Annotated in this window: 15 protein-coding genes; 9 read left to right on the top strand and 6 right to left on the bottom strand. The window is 71.0% G+C overall.

The window, feature by feature from the left end; all coding sequences use genetic code 11:
- The first annotated feature begins 86 nt into the window (after positions 1–86).
- The 7 genes from ACI2K4_RS12515 to ACI2K4_RS12545 all read left to right on the top strand — a co-directional run bounded on the left by ACI2K4_RS12515 (position 87) and on the right by ACI2K4_RS12545 (position 9670).
- Positions 87–2198: a molybdopterin oxidoreductase family protein gene (locus ACI2K4_RS12515; RefSeq protein ID WP_404511777.1), complete on the top strand. Its 2112-nt coding sequence runs from the start codon at positions 87–89 to the stop codon at positions 2196–2198.
- On the top strand, positions 2195–3670 hold the full coding sequence (locus ACI2K4_RS12520; protein ID WP_404510643.1) for an FAD-dependent oxidoreductase: 1476 nt from the start codon (positions 2195–2197) through the stop codon (positions 3668–3670). The genes ACI2K4_RS12515 and ACI2K4_RS12520 overlap by 4 nt, the downstream gene beginning before the upstream one ends.
- On the top strand, positions 3667–6264 hold the full coding sequence (gene nirB / locus ACI2K4_RS12525) for a nitrite reductase large subunit NirB (protein WP_404510645.1): 2598 nt from the start codon (positions 3667–3669) through the stop codon (positions 6262–6264). Before ACI2K4_RS12520 ends, nirB begins: the two co-directional genes overlap by 4 nt.
- Positions 6261–6617, top strand: coding sequence for a nitrite reductase small subunit NirD (gene nirD / locus ACI2K4_RS12530; RefSeq protein ID WP_404510647.1), 357 nt, complete (start codon positions 6261–6263; stop codon positions 6615–6617). Before nirB ends, nirD begins: the two co-directional genes overlap by 4 nt.
- Entirely contained in the window at positions 6617–7705 is a 1089-nt protein-coding gene (locus ACI2K4_RS12535) for a uroporphyrinogen-III synthase (protein WP_404510649.1), read from the top strand. The genes nirD and ACI2K4_RS12535 overlap by 1 nt, the downstream gene beginning before the upstream one ends.
- Positions 7706–7859: 154 nt before the next feature.
- Complete coding sequence (locus tag ACI2K4_RS12540) at positions 7860–8882, top strand: ABC transporter substrate-binding protein (protein WP_404510651.1); 1023 nt, start codon at positions 7860–7862, stop codon at positions 8880–8882.
- A gap of 8 nt (positions 8883–8890) precedes the next feature.
- Positions 8891–9670, top strand: a complete 780-nt coding sequence (locus tag ACI2K4_RS12545; protein WP_404510652.1) for an ABC transporter permease — start codon at positions 8891–8893, stop codon at positions 9668–9670.
- Between the two features lie 114 nt (positions 9671–9784).
- Here ACI2K4_RS12545 and ACI2K4_RS12550 read toward each other — a convergent pair whose 3' ends face one another.
- The 4 genes from ACI2K4_RS12550 to ACI2K4_RS12565 form a co-directional block, all read right to left on the bottom strand.
- Entirely contained in the window at positions 9785–10408 is a 624-nt protein-coding gene (locus tag ACI2K4_RS12550; RefSeq protein WP_121158448.1) for an ATP/GTP-binding protein, read from the bottom strand.
- Positions 10389–10763, bottom strand: coding sequence for a DUF742 domain-containing protein (locus tag ACI2K4_RS12555; RefSeq protein WP_404510653.1), 375 nt, complete (start codon positions 10761–10763; stop codon positions 10389–10391). The genes ACI2K4_RS12550 and ACI2K4_RS12555 overlap by 20 nt, the downstream gene beginning before the upstream one ends.
- A 65-nt stretch (positions 10764–10828) precedes the next feature.
- The gene (locus tag ACI2K4_RS12560; protein WP_121158446.1) at positions 10829–11239 is read right to left on the bottom strand and encodes a roadblock/LC7 domain-containing protein; all 411 of its coding nucleotides are present in this window, start codon (positions 11237–11239) and stop codon (positions 10829–10831) included.
- Positions 11236–14460: a nitrate- and nitrite sensing domain-containing protein gene (locus ACI2K4_RS12565; protein WP_404510655.1), complete on the bottom strand. Its 3225-nt coding sequence runs from the start codon at positions 14458–14460 to the stop codon at positions 11236–11238. Before ACI2K4_RS12565 ends, ACI2K4_RS12560 begins: the two co-directional genes overlap by 4 nt.
- 480 nt (positions 14461–14940) lie before the next feature.
- Between ACI2K4_RS12565 and ACI2K4_RS12570 the strand changes: the two genes are divergently transcribed.
- Positions 14941–16128, top strand: a complete 1188-nt coding sequence (locus ACI2K4_RS12570) for an ABC transporter substrate-binding protein (RefSeq protein WP_404510657.1) — start codon at positions 14941–14943, stop codon at positions 16126–16128.
- Between the two features lie 114 nt (positions 16129–16242).
- Here the strand turns inward: ACI2K4_RS12570 and ACI2K4_RS12575 are convergent, their stop codons facing one another.
- Positions 16243–17070 (bottom strand): ABC transporter permease, encoded by an 828-nt coding sequence (locus ACI2K4_RS12575; protein ID WP_404511779.1) that lies wholly within the window; start codon positions 17068–17070, stop codon positions 16243–16245.
- Positions 17071–17185: 115 nt separating this feature from the next.
- Positions 17186–18220, bottom strand: a complete 1035-nt coding sequence (locus ACI2K4_RS12580; protein WP_404510659.1) for an ABC transporter substrate-binding protein — start codon at positions 18218–18220, stop codon at positions 17186–17188.
- Positions 18221–18488: 268 nt separating this feature from the next.
- On the opposite strand from ACI2K4_RS12580, the gene ACI2K4_RS12585 reads away from it, so the two are divergent.
- Positions 18489–19274: an ABC transporter ATP-binding protein gene (locus tag ACI2K4_RS12585; protein WP_404511781.1), complete on the top strand. Its 786-nt coding sequence runs from the start codon at positions 18489–18491 to the stop codon at positions 19272–19274.
- The last annotated feature ends 1 nt before the right edge of the window (position 19275 follow it).

A 19275-nucleotide genomic window follows, 5' to 3' on the forward strand; every position in this document is an offset into this window, starting at 1 on the left:
GGAGCGGGACGCGGCTCGATGCGGCGGCCGCCGGAACATCGACAGAGGTCGCCACGCACTGCCCGTACTGCGCCCTTCAGTGCGGGATGACGCTCCGCGCCACCCCGGACCGGGTCGAGGTCCGGGCCCGGCAGTTCCCTACCAACCAGGGTGGCCTGTGCCAGAAGGGCTGGACCTCGGCCGAACTGCTCGACCATCCCGACCGGCTGACCACCCCACTCCTGCGGGACCGGCGCGGGGCCGAACTCCGACCGGCGTCCTGGGACGAGGCGCTGGACCGGGTGACGAGCGAGGTCAGCAAACTCCAGTCGGCGTACGGCCGGGACAGCGTCGCGGTCTTCGGCGGCGGCGGGCTGACCAACGAGAAGGCGTACGCGCTGGGCAAGTTCGCCCGGGTGGCACTGCGCACCCGCCAGATCGACTACAACGGCCGGTTCTGCATGTCCTCGGCCGCCGCCGCCGGCAACCGCGCCTTCGGAATCGACCGTGGACTGCCGTTCCCGCTCGCCGATCTGGCCACGGCGGAGACCCTGCTGCTGGTCGGCGCGAACGTCGCCGAGACCATGCCGCCACTGATGCGCTACCTGGTCGAGCAGAAGCGGCGCGGCGGCACCCTGATCGTGGTCGACCCACGGGTCACCGCCACCGCCCGCCAGGCCACCCTGCACCTACAGCCGACGCCCGGCACCGATCTGGCGCTGGCCAACGCCCTGCTGCACGTCGCGCTCGCCGAGGGCTGGGTCGACCGGAGCTACGTCGAGGACCGGACCAACGGCTTCGACGCCGTACGCCGGAGCGTCGCCGGCTACTGGCCGGCTCGGGTCGAGCGGCTCTCCGGCGTACCGGTGGCGGACCTGGAGGCGGCGGCCCGATCCCTCGGCACCGCCGGTACGGCGATCATCCTCACCGCCCGTGGTGGCGAGCAGCACGCCAAGGGCGTCGACACCGTCACCGCCTTCGTCAACCTCGCCCTCGCCCTCGGCCTGCCGGGTCGGCCGGGTTCCGGTTACGGCTGCCTGACCGGACAGGGCAACGGCCAGGGCGGCCGGGAACACGGGCAGAAGGCCGACCAACTCCCCGGCTACCGCCGGATCGACGACCCGGACGCCCGCGCGCACGTCGCCGGGGTCTGGGGCGTACGTCCGGAGGACCTGCCCGGGGCGGGTCTCTCCGCGTACGAGCTGCTCGACTCGATCGGCTCGCCCGACGGCCCCCGGGCCCTGCTGGTCTTCGGCTCGAACCCGGTTGTCTCCGCGCCCCGGGCCGGTCGGATCCAGCGTCGCCTGGCCGATCTGGACCTGCTGGTGGTCGCCGACTTCGTGCTCTCCGAGACCGCGGCCATGGCCGACGTGGTGTTGCCCACCGCCCAGTGGGCCGAGGAGGACGGCACGATGACCAACCTGGAGGGTCGGGTGCTCCGGCGACGGGCACTGCGTCCGCCGCCGCCCGGCGTCCGGACCGATCTGGCTCTCGTCGCCGAGCTGGCCCGACGCCTGGGCACCGGCACCCGCGACAGCCACGACAACAGCGGCAGCGGCAGCAGCGGCAGCCACGACAACACCGGCGAGGGCCCGGTGTTCCCGGACGATCCCCGGCTGGTCTTCGACGAGTTGCGGCGGGCGTCGGCCGGCGGGGTCGCGGACTACGCCGGGGTCACCTGGGAGCGGATCGACGCCGAGGAGGGCGTCTTCTGGCCCTGCCCCGCCGAGGACCGGCCGGGCACCGCCCGCCTCTTCGCCGACGGCTTCCCGACCGGCGACGGGCGCGCCAGGTTCGTCGCGGTCGAGCACCGACCCGCCGCCGAGGAGGTCTGCCCGGACTACCCGCTCTACCTGACCACCGGCCGGGTGCTCGCCCAGTACCAGTCCGGCGCGCAGACCCGCCGCATCGACCCGCTGGTCAGGGCCGCACCCAACGCTTTCCTCGAACTACATCCGGACCTGGCCCACCGGCTCGGCGTGGTCGACGGCGACGAGGTACGGGTCAGCAGCCGCCGGGGCGAGATGCTGGCGCCGGCCCGGCTCACCGACACGATCCGGGTCGACACCGTCTTCGCACCGTTCCATTGGGGCGGAGCGGCACGGGCCAACTCACTGACCAACGACGCGCTCGACCCCACGTCGAGGATGCCCGAGTTCAAGGTCTGCGCCGTCCGCGTCGAACGGGTCGAACGCACCGAACGGGTGGGGCGGGCATGACCGGCCGGATCGTGATCGTGGGTTACGGCATGGCCGGCTCCCGGTTGGCGAGCGAACTGCGGGCCCGGGACGGGGATCGGAAGATCGTCGTGCTCGGCGCCGAGCCGCATCGGGCGTACAACCGGATCATGCTGTCGAACCTGCTCGCCGGCAAGATCGACGAGAGCCAGGTGGAGCTGACCGAGGCGGCCGGACACGGGATCGACATCCGGCCCGGCGTGGCGGTCACCTCGGTCGACCCGGCCGCGTCGACCGTCACCACCGACCGACAGGACACCATCGAGTACGACCACCTGGTGCTCGCCACCGGCAGTCGCGCGATGGTGCCGCCGCTGCCCGGACTCGCCACCGAATCGGCACCCGCGCCCGATCCGGAACGGCTGCCGCCCCGCGTGGTCGCCTTCCGTACGCTGGACGACTGCCGGCGGATCGTCGCCGCCGCCACCGGCGCGCGGACCGCGCTGGTCCTCGGCGGTGGCCTGCTCGGGCTGGAGGCCGCCCGTGGGCTGGCCGCCCGGGGCCTCGACGTACGGGTGGTGCACCCGGTCGGACACCTGATGGAACGGCAGCTCGACCCGGCCGCCGGGGCGGTGCTGGCACAGACCCTGGCCGGGCTCGGCGTCACCAGCCACCTCGACAGTCCGGCCACCTCGGTCGAGGTCGAAGCCGACCGGGTCACCCTCGAACTCGCCACCGGTGGGCGGCTCACCGCCGACCTGCTGGTGCTGGCCTGCGGCGTACGCCCGGAGACCGGGCTGGCCCGGACCGCCGGGCTCCTGGTCGAGCGCGGCATCGTGGTGGACGACCGGCTGCGCAGCAGCGACCCACGGATCTCGGCCATCGGCGACTGTGCCCAGCACGAGGGTCAGCTCACCGGCCTGGTCGCGCCGGCCTGGGCCCAGGCTCGGGTGCTGGCCCAGGTGCTGACCGGCGACGACCCGCAGGCCCGGTACCGGCCGCAGGCACCGGTGACCCGGTTGAAGGCGGCCGGCATCGACCTCGCCGCGATGGGCGACCTGACACCGACGAACGGGACCGGCGCGGCGGTGGAGGAGCTGAGCTTCGCCGACCCGGCCCGGGGCACGTACGCCCGGCTGCGGATCGTCCACGAACGACTCACCGGGGCGATCATGCTCGGCGACAATCCCGCCGTCGGCACGGTCATCCAGCTCTTCGACCGGGGCACGCCGGTGCCGAGCGACCGCCGGTCGCTGCTGCTCGGTCGAGCGCTGGGCGGCCACTCCGCCGCCCCGGCCGAGTCGCCGGCGTTGATGCCGGACAGCGCCACGGTGTGCCAGTGCAACACCGTGTCCAAGGGGACGCTGGTGCGCTGCTGGCGGGCCGGCGCCCGGACGACCGCCGAGGTCGTCGCCGCGACCCGCGCCACCACCGGCTGCGGGAGCTGCCGGGACGCGGTCGAGGGAATCGTCAGCTGGTTGTCCACGGTCGACTCGGTGGAGGTCACAGGGTGAACGGCAACAGACTGGTCGTGGTCGGGAACGGGATGGTCGGTCAGCGCTTCGTCGAGGCGCTGCGGGCCCGCGACACCGACGGCCGGTGGCGGGTGACCGTGCTCGGCGAGGAGAGCCGGCCGGCGTACGACCGGGTGCGGCTCTCGGCGTACCTGGACGGGGTCGGTGCCGAGGAGCTGAGTCTGCACACCCCGGACGAGGGGGTCGACCACCGGTTGGCCGAGCCGGTACGGGCGATCGACCGGGACCGGCGAGTGGTACGCACCGACGTGGGCGAGTACCCGTACGACGCCCTGGTGCTGGCGACCGGGTCGTACCCGTTCGTGCCGCCGATCGACGGCGCCGCCGGACCGGACGGCGCGGGCGGGCTGCGGCCCGGGGTCTTTGTCTACCGCACCCTGGACGACCTGGACGCGATCCGGGACTACGCCCGGGGGCGGCGGGTCGGCACGGTGATCGGCGGCGGCCTGCTCGGCCTGGAGGCGGCGAACGCGCTGCGGCTGCTCGGCCTCGACACCCACCTGGTGGAGTTCGCGCCCCGGCTGATGCCGGTGCAGGTCGACGAGGCCGGTGGCGCGATGCTCCGCCGTTATGTCGAGGAACTCGGCGTGGTGCCGCACCTCGGCACGGCGACCACGGCGATCCGGCCCGGCGCCGACGGCGGCGTGGCCCAACTGCTGCTCGGCTCCGGCGAGACCGTCGACACCGACCTGGTGGTGATCGCCGCCGGCATCCGTCCCCGGGACGAACTGGCCCGCGCCGCCGGGCTGGCGCTCGGCGGGCGCGGCGGCGTCCTGGTCGACCAGGGCTGCCGCAGCGACGACGAGCGGATCTGGGCGGTCGGCGAGTGCGCGGCCGTCGACGGGACCTGCTTCGGCCTGGTCGCCCCCGGGTACGCGATGGCCGAGGTGGTCGCCGACCGGCTGCTCGGCGGCACGGCCACCTTTCCCGGTGCCGACACCGCCACCAAGCTCAAGCTGCTCGGGGTGGACGTCGCCTCGTTCGGTGACGCGCACGGGATCACCCCCGGCAGCCTCGACGTCACCTGGATCGACCCGGCCGCCCGCAGCTACGCCAAGCTGGTCCTCTCCGACGACGCGAAGACCCTGCTCGGCGGGGTGCTGGTCGGTGACGCGTCGGCCTACCCGACGCTGCGGGCGAGCGTCGGCGGTCCACTGCCCGGTCCGCCGCTGGCCCTGCTCGCCCCGGCCGGCGGGGCGGGTGGCGGGGCCGGTGCCGGGGTCGCCGCCCTGCCCGGCTCGGCCCAGGTCTGCTCCTGCAACGCGGTGACCAAGGACCGGATCGTGGCCGCGATCGGGGACGGCTGCGCCGACGTACCGGCCCTGAAGGCGTGCACCCGCGCCGGTACGAGCTGCGGCTCCTGCGTACCGATGCTCAAGCAACTGCTCGCCGTCTCCGGCGTACGCCTGTCCAAGGCGCTCTGCGAGCACTTCGAGCAGAGCCGTCAGGAGCTTTTCGACCTGGTCCGGGTACGCGGCATTCGTACCTTCTCGCAGCTCGTCGCCGAGTACGGCGCCGGGCGCGGCTGTGACATCTGCAAGCCGGTGGTCGCCTCGATCCTCGCCTCGCTCGGCAACGGTCACGTACTCGACGGGGAGCAGGCCACGCTCCAGGACACCAACGACCACTTCCTGGCCAACATCCAGCGGGACGGGACGTACTCGGTGGTGCCCCGGATCCCGGGCGGCGAGATCACCCCGGAGAAGCTGATCGTGATCGGCGAGGTGGCCCGGGACTTCAACCTCTACACGAAGATCACCGGTGGTCAGCGGATCGACCTCTTCGGCGCCCGGGTCGAGCAGCTACCCCGGATCTGGCAGCGGCTGGTCGACGCCGGTTTCGAGTCCGGACACGCGTACGGCAAGGCCCTGCGTACGGTGAAGTCCTGCGTCGGCTCCACCTGGTGCCGGTACGGCGTACAGGACTCGGTCGGCCTGGCGATCGCCCTGGAACTGCGCTACCGGGGACTGCGCGCCCCACACAAGCTCAAGTCGGCCGTCTCCGGCTGCGCCCGGGAGTGCGCCGAGGCGCGGAGCAAGGACTTCGGCATCATCGCCACCGACCAGGGTTGGAACCTCTACCTCGGCGGCAACGGCGGCTTCCGGCCCCGGCACGCGGATCTCTTCGCCACCGACCTGTCCACCGAGGACCTGGTCCGCTACCTCGACCGCTACCTGATGTTCTACATCCGTACGGCCGACCGGTTGCAGCGCACCGCCGGCTGGATCGAGGCGATGGAGGGCGGGCTGGACCACCTCCGGTCGGTGATCGTCGACGACAGCCTCGGGCTCTGCGCGGAACTCGACGCGGCGATGGCCCGCCACGTGGCCGGGTACGCCGACGAGTGGCGGGAGACCCTGGACGACCCGGAGCGGCTGCGTCGGTTCACCTCCTTCGTCAACGCGCCGGACACCCCGGACCCGTCGATCAGTTTCGCGCTGGAACGGGGCCAGCCGGTCCCGTCGGCCGCCGGGCGTCAGGCGGTGCCGCTCGGCCTGCCGACCGCACGGCCCAGCAGCACGATGCCCGCACCGGCGACTTTGCCGAGCGTCGGGGAAGGGGTGCTCCGATGAGGCCGGGCCGTGGCGGCGGACAGGCTTGGACGCCGGTCTGCCCGTACCCGAGGGTGGAGCCGGAGCGGGGCGTCGCCGCGCTGGTCGGCGGCGAGCAGGTGGCGGTCTTCCGGACCCACGACGGCGAACTCTTCGCGATCGGCAACCGGGACCCGATCGGTGGCGCGTACGTGATGTCGCGCGGCATCGTCGGCAGCCGGGGCAGCACCCCGACGGTCGCCTCCCCGCTGCACAAACAGGTTTACGACCTGCGCACCGGGAGGTGTCTCGACGAGCCCGGGGTGGTCGTGCCGACCTACCTCGTCCGTTGCCGGGACAACGTCGTCGAAGTCGCCACCCGACAGGAGACCTGATGTCAGACGAGCTGGCCGGGTTCACCATCGGCGTGACCGCCGACCGGCGACGCGACGAACTCGCCGCCATGCTGGAACGGCGCGGCGCCCGGGTGGTGCTCGCCCCGGCGCTGCGGATCGTGCCCCTGGCCGACGACTCCGAACTGCGCGCGGCCACCCGCGCCTGCCTGGAGAACCCGCCGGACGTGGTGATGGCGAACACCGGCATCGGCATGCGGGGCTGGCTGGAGGCGGCCGAGGGCTGGGGGCTGGCCGAGCCGTTGCGGTCGGTGCTGGCGGAGGCGTACATCGTCGCCCGGGGGCCGAAGGCACGCGGCGCGATCCGGGCCGCCGGCCTGCACGACGAGTGGTCACCGCTCTCGGAGAGCTGCGACGAGGTGATCGACCACCTGAGGCAACGCGGTGTCTCCGGCCGGGTGGTCGCCATGCAACTGCACGGGGAGCGGCAGCCGGAGTGCACCACCGCTCTCGAGGACGCCGGGGCCACCGTGATCGAGGTGCCGGTCTACCGCTGGGCACCGCCGACCGATCCGGCCCCGCTGCACCGGCTGGTCGACCTGGTCACCGGGAGGCTGGTGGACGCGGTCACCTTCACCTCGGCGCCCGCCGCCGGTGCGCTCCTGCGCGCCGCCGGGACCAGCGCCGACGCCGTACTGGAGGCGTTCCGCTCGGACGTCCTGGCCGCCTGCGTCGGGCCGGTCACCGCCGCGCCGCTGCGCCGGCACGACGTACCGGTGCTCGCGCCGACCCGGGCCCGGCTCGGCGCCCTGGTCCGCAGCATCGTCGAGGAGCTTCCCCGGCGGGCGCTGAACGTGAAGGTCGGCGGTCACCTGCTCACCCTGCGCGGACACGCGGCCCTGCTCGACGGTGAGCTGCGCCCGCTGGCGCCGGCCCCGATGGCGGTGCTGCGGGCACTGGCGGCCACTCCCGGTCGAGTGCTCTCCCGCGCCGACCTGCTGCGTACGCTCCCCCGTGGTGCCGACGAGCACGCGGTGGAGATGGCCGTGGCCCGGCTCCGGGCGGCTCTGCGTACGCCGGGCGTGGTGCAGACCGTGGTCAAGCGCGGGTACCGGCTCCCGGTGGACTGACCCCGGCTCTCCCGGACGGAAGGCGGCGGATCGGGCAGGTCGCGGCAGATCGAATTGACATTGTTACGTGTCAATTGTTTCGACGACCGGTGGCGGTCGTTATCCTCAGCGATGGACGTCTATGCATGATCGGCGGATCGCTCGCGGGGGAGACATGCGGAAAACGGCACATCTGCGCACCCTGACCACGGCCGTGCTGGCCATGATGATGCTGGTCGCCGCCGGCTGCTCGGATGGCGGGGAGCCGGACCCGGGCGATGTCGCCGGCACCCCGGACCGGGTCACCTACCTCACCGGGTTCGGCACCGGCGGACACGACGCGTTCGCCTGGGTCGCCCGGGAGAAGGGCTTCTTCGCCGAGGCCGGGCTCGACGTCACGGTCCAACTCGGCGCGCCCGCGACCAACAACCAGGCGCTCGCCTCCGGCCGGGCCCAGTTCACCTACAGCGACATCACCCAGTTGATGATCCAGGCGGGCACCGGCACCTTCACCGACCTGCGGGTCATCTCGGCGGTGCATCGGGACACCCTGGTCGCCATCTTCGCGCCCGAGGGCTCGGGCATCACCACCGCGACCGACCTGACCGGCAAGCGGGTCGGCGCGGCCACCGGCTCGATCACCCAGACCCTGCTGCCGGCGTACGGTCGACTCGCCGGCTTCGACGCCGCCAGCCTGAAGGTCGTCAACAGTCAGCCCCAGCAACTCGTCGGCCTGCTCGCCGGTGGCCAGGTCGACGTGCTCAGCACGTTTGTCATCACCAGGGGCACGGTCGAGACGGTAACCGGGAAGAAGATGGTCGTGCTGCCGTTCCGCGACCTGCTGCCGGACCTGCTCGGCACCGGCCTCACCACCACCGCGAAGCTGGCCGAGGAGGACCCGGAGATGGTCCGCCGGTTCCGGGAGGCGGCGCTGCGGGGGCTCGCGTACACGATCGACCATCCCGAGGAGGCGGCCGAGATCATGAAGAGGCACAACCCGGCCGTCAACGTGCAGGGGGCCGCCACGGAGATCACGCTGATGACGCCGTACGTGCGTCCGGAACCGGATGCGCCGATCGGCGTGGTCGACCGGGCCCGCGCCACCAGGAGCATTGGCGTACTGGAACAGGCCGGACTCATCCCCGCCGGGCTGACCCCGGAGGCCGTCGTGGACTTCGACCTCGTACCCGTGCCCTGAGCGGCGGTATGCGGACCTCGGGGCGCTGGTCGGCGCTCGGCCTGCCACTGCTCGGCGCGACCACGACGATCGCCGGCTGGTGGTTGGTGACCATCGTCTTCGACATCCGGCCCTTCTTCCTGCCGGCACCGCCGGACGTACTCGACGCGCTGCGCCGGGAGCCCGCCTACCTGCTCGAAGCGACCTGGGTGACGCTCTGGGAGACGCTCGCCGGATTTGCCATCGCGGCCGGCGCCGGTCTGGTCGTGGCGCTGCTGCTGGCCGCGTCACCGGCGGTCGAGCGGGCCACGATGCCGATGATCGTGGCCTTCAACGCCGTGCCGAAGGTCGCGGTGGCACCCCTGCTGGTCCTCTGGATGGGGTACGGTCCCCGCCCGAAGATCGCGCTGGTGGCGCTGATCGCGTTCTTCCCGGTGGTCGTCTCCACCATGGCCGGGCTCACCTCGACCCCGGCCGAACTCGGTGAGCTGTCCCGGTCGCTCTCCGCCTCGCGGTGGCAGAGCTACGCCAAGATCCGCGTGCCGTGGGCCCTGCCCCAGGTCTTCGTGGGGCTCAAACTGGCCATCTCACTGGCCGTGATCGGTGCGGTGGTGGCCGAGATCCAGAGCCCGAACTCGGGCCTGGGTGCGGTCATCGTCCTGACCGGACAGTCGGCGGACACCCCGCTGGCCTTCGCCGCGATCGGCCTGCTGGCCCTGCTCGGCATCAGCCTGTTCTACCTCGTCGCGACGGCGGAACGACTGCTGCTGCCGTGGGCGCGGGAGATCAGCACCCACGGCTCGCACTAGCGCCGGCCGATACTCGGCAACCAGGTTCACGACGCGTCCGTACGCGACGGGAACCGGGTGCCGAGCCGTACCGGAGGGAGCATCCGCCCCGGCACCGGTGACCGGGGCGGTGACTCAGCCGACCGGGGTGGGGAAGCCCCGGCCGTGCTGCGCCTGCAGGGTGGCCATCGCGTGCTCCACCACCGTTACCAGCACCTGCTTGACCGACTCCCGGTGCCGGGCGTCGGTCATCACCAGCGGCACGTGCGGGGCGATGGCCAGGGCCTCCCGCACCTCCTCCGGCGCGTACTGCGGCGCACCATCGAAACGGTTCAACGCCACCACGTACGGCAGCTTCCGGTTCTCGAAGTAGTCGAGCGGCGCGAAGGCATCCGTGATCCGCCGGGTGTCCACCAGCACCGCGGCGCCCACCGCACCCCGGATGATCTCGTCCCACATGAACCAGAACCGGGTCTGTCCCGGTGTCCCGAACAGGTAGAGGATGAGGTCCTGGGCCATGGTGATACGGCCGAAGTCCATGGCGACCGTCGTGGTCTCCTTGCCCGGCACCTTGGACGGGTCGTCGATCCCGACGCCGGCCGCTGTCATCACCGCCTCGGTGGTCAGCGGAGTGATCTCCGAGACCGCGCCGACGAGCGTCGTCTTGCCCACCCCGAAGCCGCCCGCAACCACAATCTTCGCGGAGGTGATCCCCCGGTTGCGGCGTGCCCCGACGGGGTCATAGCCTGCGAAGTCCACTTAGCACCCTCTCAAGCAGTTCCATCCGCTCCTCGTACGCTTCCGCGGGAGCGGCACTGTGCAGCGTCAGCAAGCTGTCCGCCACCATGTCGGCGACCAGCACCCGGGCGACACCGAGCGGTAGCCGGGTGTACGCGGCGATCTCCGCCAGCGACTGCGCTCGGCCCTCGCACACAGTCGCGATGCGGTGCTTGTCATGCCCGGCGAACCGGGACTCCGCAACCGCCGCCGGAGTCGCCGTGAGGACCGCCTCAAGGGCGATTTCCTGGCGAGGTTCGGTACGGCCGCGGGTGACCGCGTACGGCCGGACCAACGCACCGCGCGGGTCCTCGCGCCTTGGTGGTTGATAGTCCATCCTGCGGTCACCTCCTTCCGGTCAGGTCGCGGCACCACCGACATCCGTCCTTGGTCACATCCGTGCTAGGGGCGGACGACCGCCTCGCGCGGCAACGGCACCAGCGCGGCTCCCACCCGTTCGACCAGGAGCGCCATCTCGTAGCCCACCTGGCCGACATCACAACTCCGAGCTGCCAGGACGGCCATCGACGAGCCGTCACTGATGGACATCAGGAACAGATAACCGCTGTCCATCTCGATGACCGTCTGAAGCACTCCACCGGCGCTGAACATCCGGGAAGCCCCGTCGGTCAGGCTGACCACGCCGGAGGTGATCGCGGCGAGCTGGTCAGCGCGGTCCTGCGGCAGATCCCGCGAGGAGGCGAGAAGCAGCCCGTCGGCCGAGACGGCCACCACGTGCGCGATCCCCGCCACACTGTCGGCGAAGTTGCTGAGCAGCCAACCCATGTCCTGCATCGCTGCTGGCCTGTTCATCGGCTCGTCTCCTTGGTTGATGTCGTGCCGTTCTGCTCACTGCCGGCCGTACGGCCGCGTTGCACACCGCGGTGGTAGGCGGACAGCAATCCCCGTACCTCGTCCGGGGTTCGACGGCTTGGCGCCTGACCGGGCTTGGTCTCGACGCCGCCGGGTACGAGTTGCGCCTGCGGCACCCGCTTGGGCAGGCCGGAGCGGGTGGTGCCGGCGTTGGCCGGTTCGGACGCGCGGGTGGCCCGGGCCCAACCGTCGTCCGCCGCCGTCCGCCACGCCTCGGTACCGGGGGTGGCCGCCGGTGCCGCCTGGACCGGCTCCGGCACGTGGACCGGTGTGACCGGTTCCGGCGCCCGCAGCGGTTCGGCGGCCGGCTGCTGCGAGGAGTAGCCGGTGGTGCTGGTGGTGCTGGTCTGGCCGGGAGTGCGGGCCGGCAGAGTGGCGCGACCGCGGACGGACACGCTCTCGGCCAGGCTGGCCCGCTGGGCGGCCGGCTCGGCTGCCCGGGGCGCCGGCACGACCGGTGCCGCCGCCGGCGGGGGCGGCGTCTGGTAACCGCCCGGTGGCACGTTGAAGATCGCCGTCGAGTCCTGACCGTGTGACCGGAACCAGACCGCTTCCATCTCGCGGAAGATCGGCGCCTCCCCCGGCTGCTCCGCCCGGGGTGCCCGAGGTGCCGGAGCGGCGGGGATGGGGATGGACGGCAGTGGCGGCGGGGTCGGAGCGACCATGCCGGCGACCGGTCCGGCCGGCAGACCAGCGGAGGGCACCGGGTTGGCCGGGGCACCGCTGGGGACCGGGGTGGCACCGACGGTCCGCTGCGGCAGCGACCGGACGGTCGGGTACGCCATGGTCGGCGAACCGGCGTGCATGTCCACCGGTGCCGGCAGGCTGGGGTGCGTGGCCGGCGGCGGCGGGGTGACCAGCGGGTGGGCGGCGGTCGGCTGCATCGCCGACTGGTGGCTGACCGGCAGGCTGCCGGCGCCGACCTGGCTCCCCGCGCCGACCGCGAAGGTGGTGTCCCGCGCGTCGGCGGTCTGCCACTGCATCGGCGCCGCCGGTTGGACCGGCTGGGCCGGCGGTGCCGGCGGGGTGGTACGCCACTGGTCGGTCAGGGTGGCGGCGGAGGTCCGGGCACCGGCCGGCGCCATCGGCTCCGACCAGGACGGCGCCGCCGGCAGTGCGGCGGCCGGACCCGGCTCGACCGCGAGCGGCTGCCGCGGCCGGGTGGCGAGCGGCTCGCGCCCACGCAGTTGCGGCAGTACGACGGTGTCGGCGGGCAGGGTCACCTGGGCGACCGTTCCGCCCTCGACGTTACGGCGCAGCTCGACCCGGATGCCGTACCGGGAGGCGAGCCGGCTGACCACGGCCAGACCCATCAGCCGGAACGCGGCCACGTCCACCGTCGGCGGGGCCGCCAACCGGCGGTTGAGCGCGTCGAGCTGCTCCTCGCTCAGACCCAGACCACGGTCCTCGACCTGGATCAGCACGTAGTCGCGGATCCGCCGGGCGTCGGCGACCACGACCGTGTTCGGCGAGGAGAACCGGGTCGCGTTGTCCAGCAGTTCGGCGACGAGCCGGACCACGTCGTTGACCGCGTGCGCGGCCACCGAGATGTCGGTGTCGACGGTGCCGAACTCGATCCGGTTGTACGCCTCGACCTCGGACTGCGCCGCCCGCAGCGCGTCCACCAGGAGCGCGTCGTCGCGTCGGGGGGCGGTCGAGTCGGCACCGGCGAGCACCAGCAGGTTCTCGTCGTTGCGGCGCATTCGGGTGGCCAGGTGGTCCAGCTCGAAGAGCTGCGCCAACCGCTTCGGGTCCTCCTCGCCGCGCTCGATCATGTCGAGCTCGCCGATCATGCGATCGACCAGCGCCTGGCTTCGCCGGGCCAGGTTGAGGAACATCGCCGAGACGCTGGTCCGCAGGGCGGCCTGCTCGGCCGCGACCCGGACCGCTTCCCGGTGTACGACGTTGAACGCGAGCGCCACCTGCCCGACCTCGTCCTTGTTCGACAACCGGATCGGGTCCCGAACCTGGCGGACGATCTCCTCCACGCCGCCGTCGCCGATGCTGCCGACGTTCTGCAGCCGGGCGACCGCGTCCGGCAGGTCGTGGTTGGCCACCGAGAGGGCGCCCTCACGCAGCCGGCGCAGCGAGGCGTTGAGCGAACGGGCCAGCATGACGGCGAGCGCGATCGCGACGATCAGCGTGATCAGGACGACGATCGACTCGATCACCGCCTGCTGGATAACGTCCGACTGGGCCTGGTCGGCCAGTTCGATCAGCTCGACCTCGAGCTGGATCTCCGCCCAGCGCATCAGGTCGATGACCGCGCCGATGGCGTTGGACGTGGCGTTGGCGTCCGGCACGGTCGGCTGTCCCACCGAGCGGGCGACGTCGGACGCGGCCTGTTCGGCCAGGGTCACCGCGTCACCGCTGTAGGTGCGGTCGACCAGCTCGTTCTGGCTCGCCGAGGCGACCAGCTCGAACGAGGCCAGGGCCTCCTGCTGGCTGGTCTGGGTCGCCACGAAGGAGGAGTACTGCTCCTGGTCGAGCTGACCGGAACGGAGCGCGGTGTAGCCCACCGCCTGCTCCTCCGCAGCTCCCGCTTTCGCTCGGGCGAACGCGGCGACGGCGCGGAGGCTGTCGCCCACCCGGCCCTCACCGGAGAGCTCACCGAGCGTCTCACCGAAGTCGCCGAGGTCGGTCAGGATCACGCCGTAGCGCAACACCGCCTCGACCACCAGCATCTGCTTGCGGTCGAGCACCTCCTGGCGGGTGCTGTTCAGGGTCGCCAGGTGGTCGTCGATCTTGGTGATCCGGCTCTGCATCGACTCGGGAACGTTGCCGATGCTGCCGCGCTGGTCGCTGTACGCGGTGATCCGCGAGTCCGTCTGGCGCAGCGCGGCGTTGTAGCCGTCCGCGTTCGCATCCGGGTCCGCCAGGTAGGCGGCCGCGGCCATCCGCTCCTTGTGCAGATCCTGGCTGAGCGCCGAGACGTCCACCGAGAGCGCGGTCAGTGACCGGATCATGTTCGCGTCGAATGCCGTCTGGCCGACGTCGACAAGCCGGACAGTGGCCAGCGCGAGTACCGCTGCCACCGGCACCACCAGGATTAGGGCGAGTTTGGACCGAATCCTGGTATCCCGCAGTCGGGGAAACCATCGGCGCCGTTGCCCGTGCTCCGGGGGGCCGTTTTCGGGCAGGGTCGTAGGTCCGGTGCTCACGACATCGCCTCCGTCGTTTCTTCCACGCGTGGCCAGCCCTCCGGTGCCTGCTGCCACGGATGGGGCCGCACGCGGCACGGCCGCGATTTCATCAGAAGCCGGCCGATTTGGGAAGCGGCGGTACGGCAGGAATCGGTCGGACGAGACGGAACCACTACTCTGCTCACCGAATCCCTTCTTTTGACAGGCCCCTTGAACTGGGCAAATATCGTCAGAGTGGTCGCTTGCTTCTGGAAAGTTAACGCCCGCAAACATGAGACGTGGCCAACATGTGGGATCGGCGTCCCGAATGTAGGATCGCCGTCCTGAAACACGCACGACAACGCCCGCTTGACCCGGGCGCTCGCCATTGGCAAGGTTTTCCAGGTTTGAAGGCTTCGCGCACACCGTACGACAGACCACCCCCGTCGCTCTACTGAGGACGGAATTCGTCGCCGGTGACCGGGCACCCCGCCCTAGCCGCGCACATGGAGGACTGAGTTGACGCCCATCCGCTCCGCGACACTCACGGTGCTCGCCTCGGCCATTCTGGCCACGTCGCTCACCGGCTGCCAGTTCAGCAACGACCCTCAGGAATCCGGCGAGATCGTGATCCGCGCCGACCTGGAACTCTCCGGCGCGTCGGCGCCGGCCGGCGAGGCATACCAGCGCGCCCTGGAGCTCAAGGTCGAGCAGATCAACGCGTCCGGCGTACTCGGTGGCCGCACGCTCACGCTCAAGGTCAAGGACAACCGCTCGGACGCGGGCGAATCCTCGCGTAACATCAGCGAGTTCGCCGCCGACCCGTCGGTCAGCGCCATCATCATGGGCGGCTGCGGGAGCTGTGCGGTGGCCGCGGCAAACACCGTCAACGAGAAGAAGATCCCGACCATCGCCCTGGCCGCGGCCAACGAAGTCGCGACCCCGATCGCCGACCGACGGTACGTGTTCAAACTCGCACCGAACGCGGCGGACAGCGCCGCAGCCCTGGTCGCCGAAGTGAAACTCCAGAAGGACATCAAAGACGTCGGCGTGATCTACACCGACGACGCGTACGGCCGTAACGGCAATCTTGCCCTGGTTGATGAACTGGGCAAGGCCAACAAGAAAATTGCCGCGACTAAAACGATCCGGCCCAACGACACCGATCTCACCGCGGCGGTGGGGGCGATGACAACCGCCAAGGCGGACGCGATCATCGTCTGGACCAACCCGGAACAATCGATGTTGGTCGCCAGCCAGGCGAAGTCCAGGAACTACAAGGGGCCGCTCCTGTTCGACGCGGGCGCCGCCGGCGACCTGTTTCTCGAAGGGGACGGCGGTGCCGCGGCCGAGAACGCGAGCTTGGTCTTCACCCAGACCATGGTGATCGACGACGTGATCGCCACCACTCCCGCGAAGGCCGCCCGGAAGCAGTGGTTCCGGGACTACACCGCGCGGTTCGGTGGCTACTACGGCGCCTCGTCCTTCGCCGCCGACGCCTTGCAGATGCTCACCGACGCGGCGGTACGGGCCAACAGCACCAGCGAGAACGTCAACCGGGACGGCCTGCGCGACGCGCTCGAGACCACCCAGTTGGACGGGCTCTCCGGACCGATCCGGTTGACCCCGGACAACCACTCCGGCCTGATGCCGCAGGCACTCAGCATGCTGGTGGCCCGCGACGGCCGCTGGCGCCTGGCGAGCTGACCCGTACGAGACCGGCGGCCTGCCCCGTACCGAACCGGCGGCCACGGACCGATCCTCACCGGGTCGGTCCGTGGCCGCCGCCCGTTGGGCCGTGGAGCGGCCCAGCGGCGACGCTCAGCGCGCCGAGGTGGTCTCCCGTACCCACGGCAGGGCGAGGTACTCGACCAGGACCAGCGCGTAGTAGAGCACGATGCTCATCAAGCCGATGAACAGGATCGCCACCCATGCCGTGGCACTGTCGCCCTGGCCGCCGAACTGGATGATCTGCGTACCCAGTCCCCGGCCGGCACCCGCCTGGAACTCGCCGATCACGGCGCCGATCGCGGCCAGCGGCATGGCCACCTTCAGGCCGACGAAGATCTGGGGCAGCGCCGCCGGCATCCGTACCTTGCGGAACGTCTGCCAGCGCGACGCGTGCAGGGATTTCGCCAGCTCGACCAGCTCGGACGGGGCGGCGTTGAGTCCGGCCGTGGTGGCCAGCACGATCGGGAAGAAGCAGAGCAGGAACACCATGATCAGGATTGGCTGCTGTCCCCATCCGAAGGCGAAGACCAGCAGCGGCGCGATGGTCACCTTCGGGATCGCGTTCACCCCGACCAGCAGCGGGGAGAACATCCGCTCGATGGTCCGCGAGGCGGAGAGTACGAGCCCGAGCACGATGCCCGCCGCCGCCGAGATCAGGAACCCGATGGCGGTCTCCAGCGTGGTCTCCAGCAATCCCTCGAACAGCAGGCTGGGCTTCTCGGTGAACGCGTCCAGCACCTCGCCCGGTGGTGGCAGCACCGCCGGGTGGATCAGCGCGAACACGTCCGTCGAGAGCCACCAGGCGGCGATCGTGACCAGCATGCCGACGATCGGCCAGACCGCCATGTGGGCAACCGACCCACCGGCCCGGCGCTGTCGGGTCACGGCCGTGGCCGCCCTGGGTCGAACCTCGGTCAACTCGGCCATTTCTTGATCTCACACTCCTCATTCGGTTCCGGCACGCGGCCGGGACAGAGCGGGGGTACACCCACCGGTCCGCACCGGTGGGTGTACCCCCGTCGCTCTGGGAAGCTCAGGCCTTCGGCGTCAGGTTGACGTCGATGAGCTGCTCCGCGGTCAGGCCCGGCGGGATCGCGCCGGCACCCTGGAGGATCGCGATGCTGCGGGTCACCCGGGCGATGTCGACCGTGCCGACCGCCGAGCCGCTACCCACGAACGACGCCATCAGCTCGCACTCGGCGGCGGCCGGCGCGGCGTTGGCGGTCGGAACGTTCTTGTTCAGGATCTCGCCGGCCTCCTTGGGGTTCGTCACGCTGTCGTTGAGCCCCTTGATCAGCGCGGCGGTGAACCGCTTGACCTTCTCCGGGTCCTCCTTGGCGATCTTGGTCGAGGTGACCAGGACGTTGCCGTAGAGGTCGGTCATCACGTCGCTGTACGGCAGAACGACGGCCTTCTTGCCCTTCGCCGCCGCCTCGACGGTGGGCTTGCCCACCACGAACTGCCCGATGCCATCGCCGGAACCGGCGGCGAGCTGCCCGATCAGGGCGGCCGGCTCACCGTCGCGCCAGGTCACCTTTCCGGCGTCGACACCGGCGAGCTTGGCGTAGGTCGGGAAGAGGTTGCGCACCACCGAGCTGGGGCTGTCGACCAGCGTCTTGCCCTCGAGGTCCTTCGGCGTGGTGATGCCCTTGCCGTCGAGGGTGATGATCGCGGCCATGGTCCGCTGCTGGATGCCCGCGACCACGGTCACGTCCTTGGCCTCGGGCACGTTGCCCTGACCCCGGGCCTGCAGGATGCCGGTGAGGTCGAGCGGGGTGAACATCGCGGTGCCGGTGGCGATCGCCTTGAGGTTGTTCAGGGTGCCGCTGCCGGGCTTGATGTCGACATCGAACCCGGCCTCCTTGAAGTAGCCCTTGTCCTTGGCGACGTACGCGTACGCGTCGCGGCCGAAGTTGGCGAAGGAGGTCAGGTACGTCACCTTCTCCAGCGTTCCACCGTTACCGGAGCCACCGGCGTCGTTGGAGTCGTCCGCTCCACTGCAACCGCTCGCGATAGCCAAAGTGCTGGCCAGGGCGGCGACGGCGAGCGTACGGGTCAGCCTTTTCATGAACACCATTTCCTTTCGACCGGCGGCTTTCGACCGTCCGGAGGGGGCGGTTTGGGGCGGGGCGGCTCGGGGCCGGGGGTGGGCGCCGTGCCGTGGGTAAGGAAACTTCGCGGGCACAGCGTACGAGAAGCCCACCTTTGCCCCGCCAGGCGTGTCATGTTGCGGAACGGAAACAAACTGGTATCGCCCCCCGGGCTGTCCGTCCGGCGACAATCCGGATAACCTGTCACGGCTGTTGACCTGCCAACGCTGGATGGGGAGCTGTCGGATGATCCGACTAGCGGGAGTGTCTCGCACCTTCACGGGACGATCGGGCACTGTGGAGGCGCTGCGCGGCATCGATCTGGACGTGGCCGAGGGCGAATTCGTAGCGATTGTCGGTCGTTCCGGATGCGGAAAGTCCACTTTGCTCCGACTTATCGCTGGATTGCTCCCGCCGACCGAGGGAGAGATCACAGTGGCCGGTGAGCGGGTCACCAAGACCCGCCGCGATATCGCCATGCTCTTCCAGCGTCCAGCACTGCTGCCCTGGCGGTCGGTGCTCGACAACGTACTGCTGCCGGTGGAGATCTTCGGCTGGCGCCGCGCGAGCCACCGGGCTCGTGCCATGGAACTGCTCGAGATGGTCGGACTCGGCGGTTTCGAGAAGCGGCTGCCACACGAACTCTCCGGTGGCATGCAGCAACGAGTCTCGCTCTGCCGGTCGTTGATCGGCAATCCGCGGGTGATGCTCATGGACGAACCGTTCTCCGCCCTCGACGCCCTCACCCGTGAGGAGCTGTCGGTGGAACTGCAGCGGGTGCACATGGAGAACGCCGCGACCATTGTGTTTGTCACCCACTCGATCGACGAGGCCGTGCTGCTGGCGGACCGGGTGATCGTGCTGAGCCCGCGTCCGGGCCGACTGCGCAAGGTGGTGGACATCAACATTCCACGGCCGCGCAGCCTGGGCCGCAACGCCCACCTCGAAGAGGTCGCCCGTTGCAGCGCTGATCTGCACGAACTGCTGATGGAACGCGATTCCCCGGCAACCGCCGGAGCGAAGGGTCACTGAC

The sequence above is a fragment of the Micromonospora sp. NPDC050397 genome, from assembly GCF_044901685.1.
Lineage (GTDB): Bacteria > Actinomycetota > Actinomycetes > Mycobacteriales > Micromonosporaceae > Micromonospora_G.

What these genes read in the sequence shown, in the direction of transcription:
- ACI2K4_RS12515 (WP_404511777.1), top strand. Translation starts at nt 87, where the DNA reads ATGACGCTCCGCGCCACCCCGGACCGGGTCGAGGTCCGGGCCCGGCAG.
- ACI2K4_RS12520 (WP_404510643.1), top strand. Translation starts at nt 2,195, where the DNA reads ATGACCGGCCGGATCGTGATCGTGGGTTACGGCATGGCCGGCTCCCGG.
- nirD (WP_404510647.1), top strand. Translation starts at nt 6,261, where the DNA reads ATGAGGCCGGGCCGTGGCGGCGGACAGGCTTGGACGCCGGTCTGCCCG.
- ACI2K4_RS12535 (WP_404510649.1), top strand. Translation starts at nt 6,617, where the DNA reads ATGTCAGACGAGCTGGCCGGGTTCACCATCGGCGTGACCGCCGACCGG.
- ACI2K4_RS12540 (WP_404510651.1), top strand. Translation starts at nt 7,860, where the DNA reads ATGCGGAAAACGGCACATCTGCGCACCCTGACCACGGCCGTGCTGGCC.
- ACI2K4_RS12545 (WP_404510652.1), top strand. Translation starts at nt 8,891, where the DNA reads ATGCGGACCTCGGGGCGCTGGTCGGCGCTCGGCCTGCCACTGCTCGGC.
- ACI2K4_RS12555 (WP_404510653.1), bottom strand. Translation starts at nt 10,763, where the DNA reads ATGGACTATCAACCACCAAGGCGCGAGGACCCGCGCGGTGCGTTGGTC.
- ACI2K4_RS12560 (WP_121158446.1), bottom strand. Translation starts at nt 11,239, where the DNA reads ATGAACAGGCCAGCAGCGATGCAGGACATGGGTTGGCTGCTCAGCAAC.
- ACI2K4_RS12580 (WP_404510659.1), bottom strand. Translation starts at nt 18,220, where the DNA reads ATGAAAAGGCTGACCCGTACGCTCGCCGTCGCCGCCCTGGCCAGCACT.
- ACI2K4_RS12585 (WP_404511781.1), top strand. Translation starts at nt 18,489, where the DNA reads ATGATCCGACTAGCGGGAGTGTCTCGCACCTTCACGGGACGATCGGGC.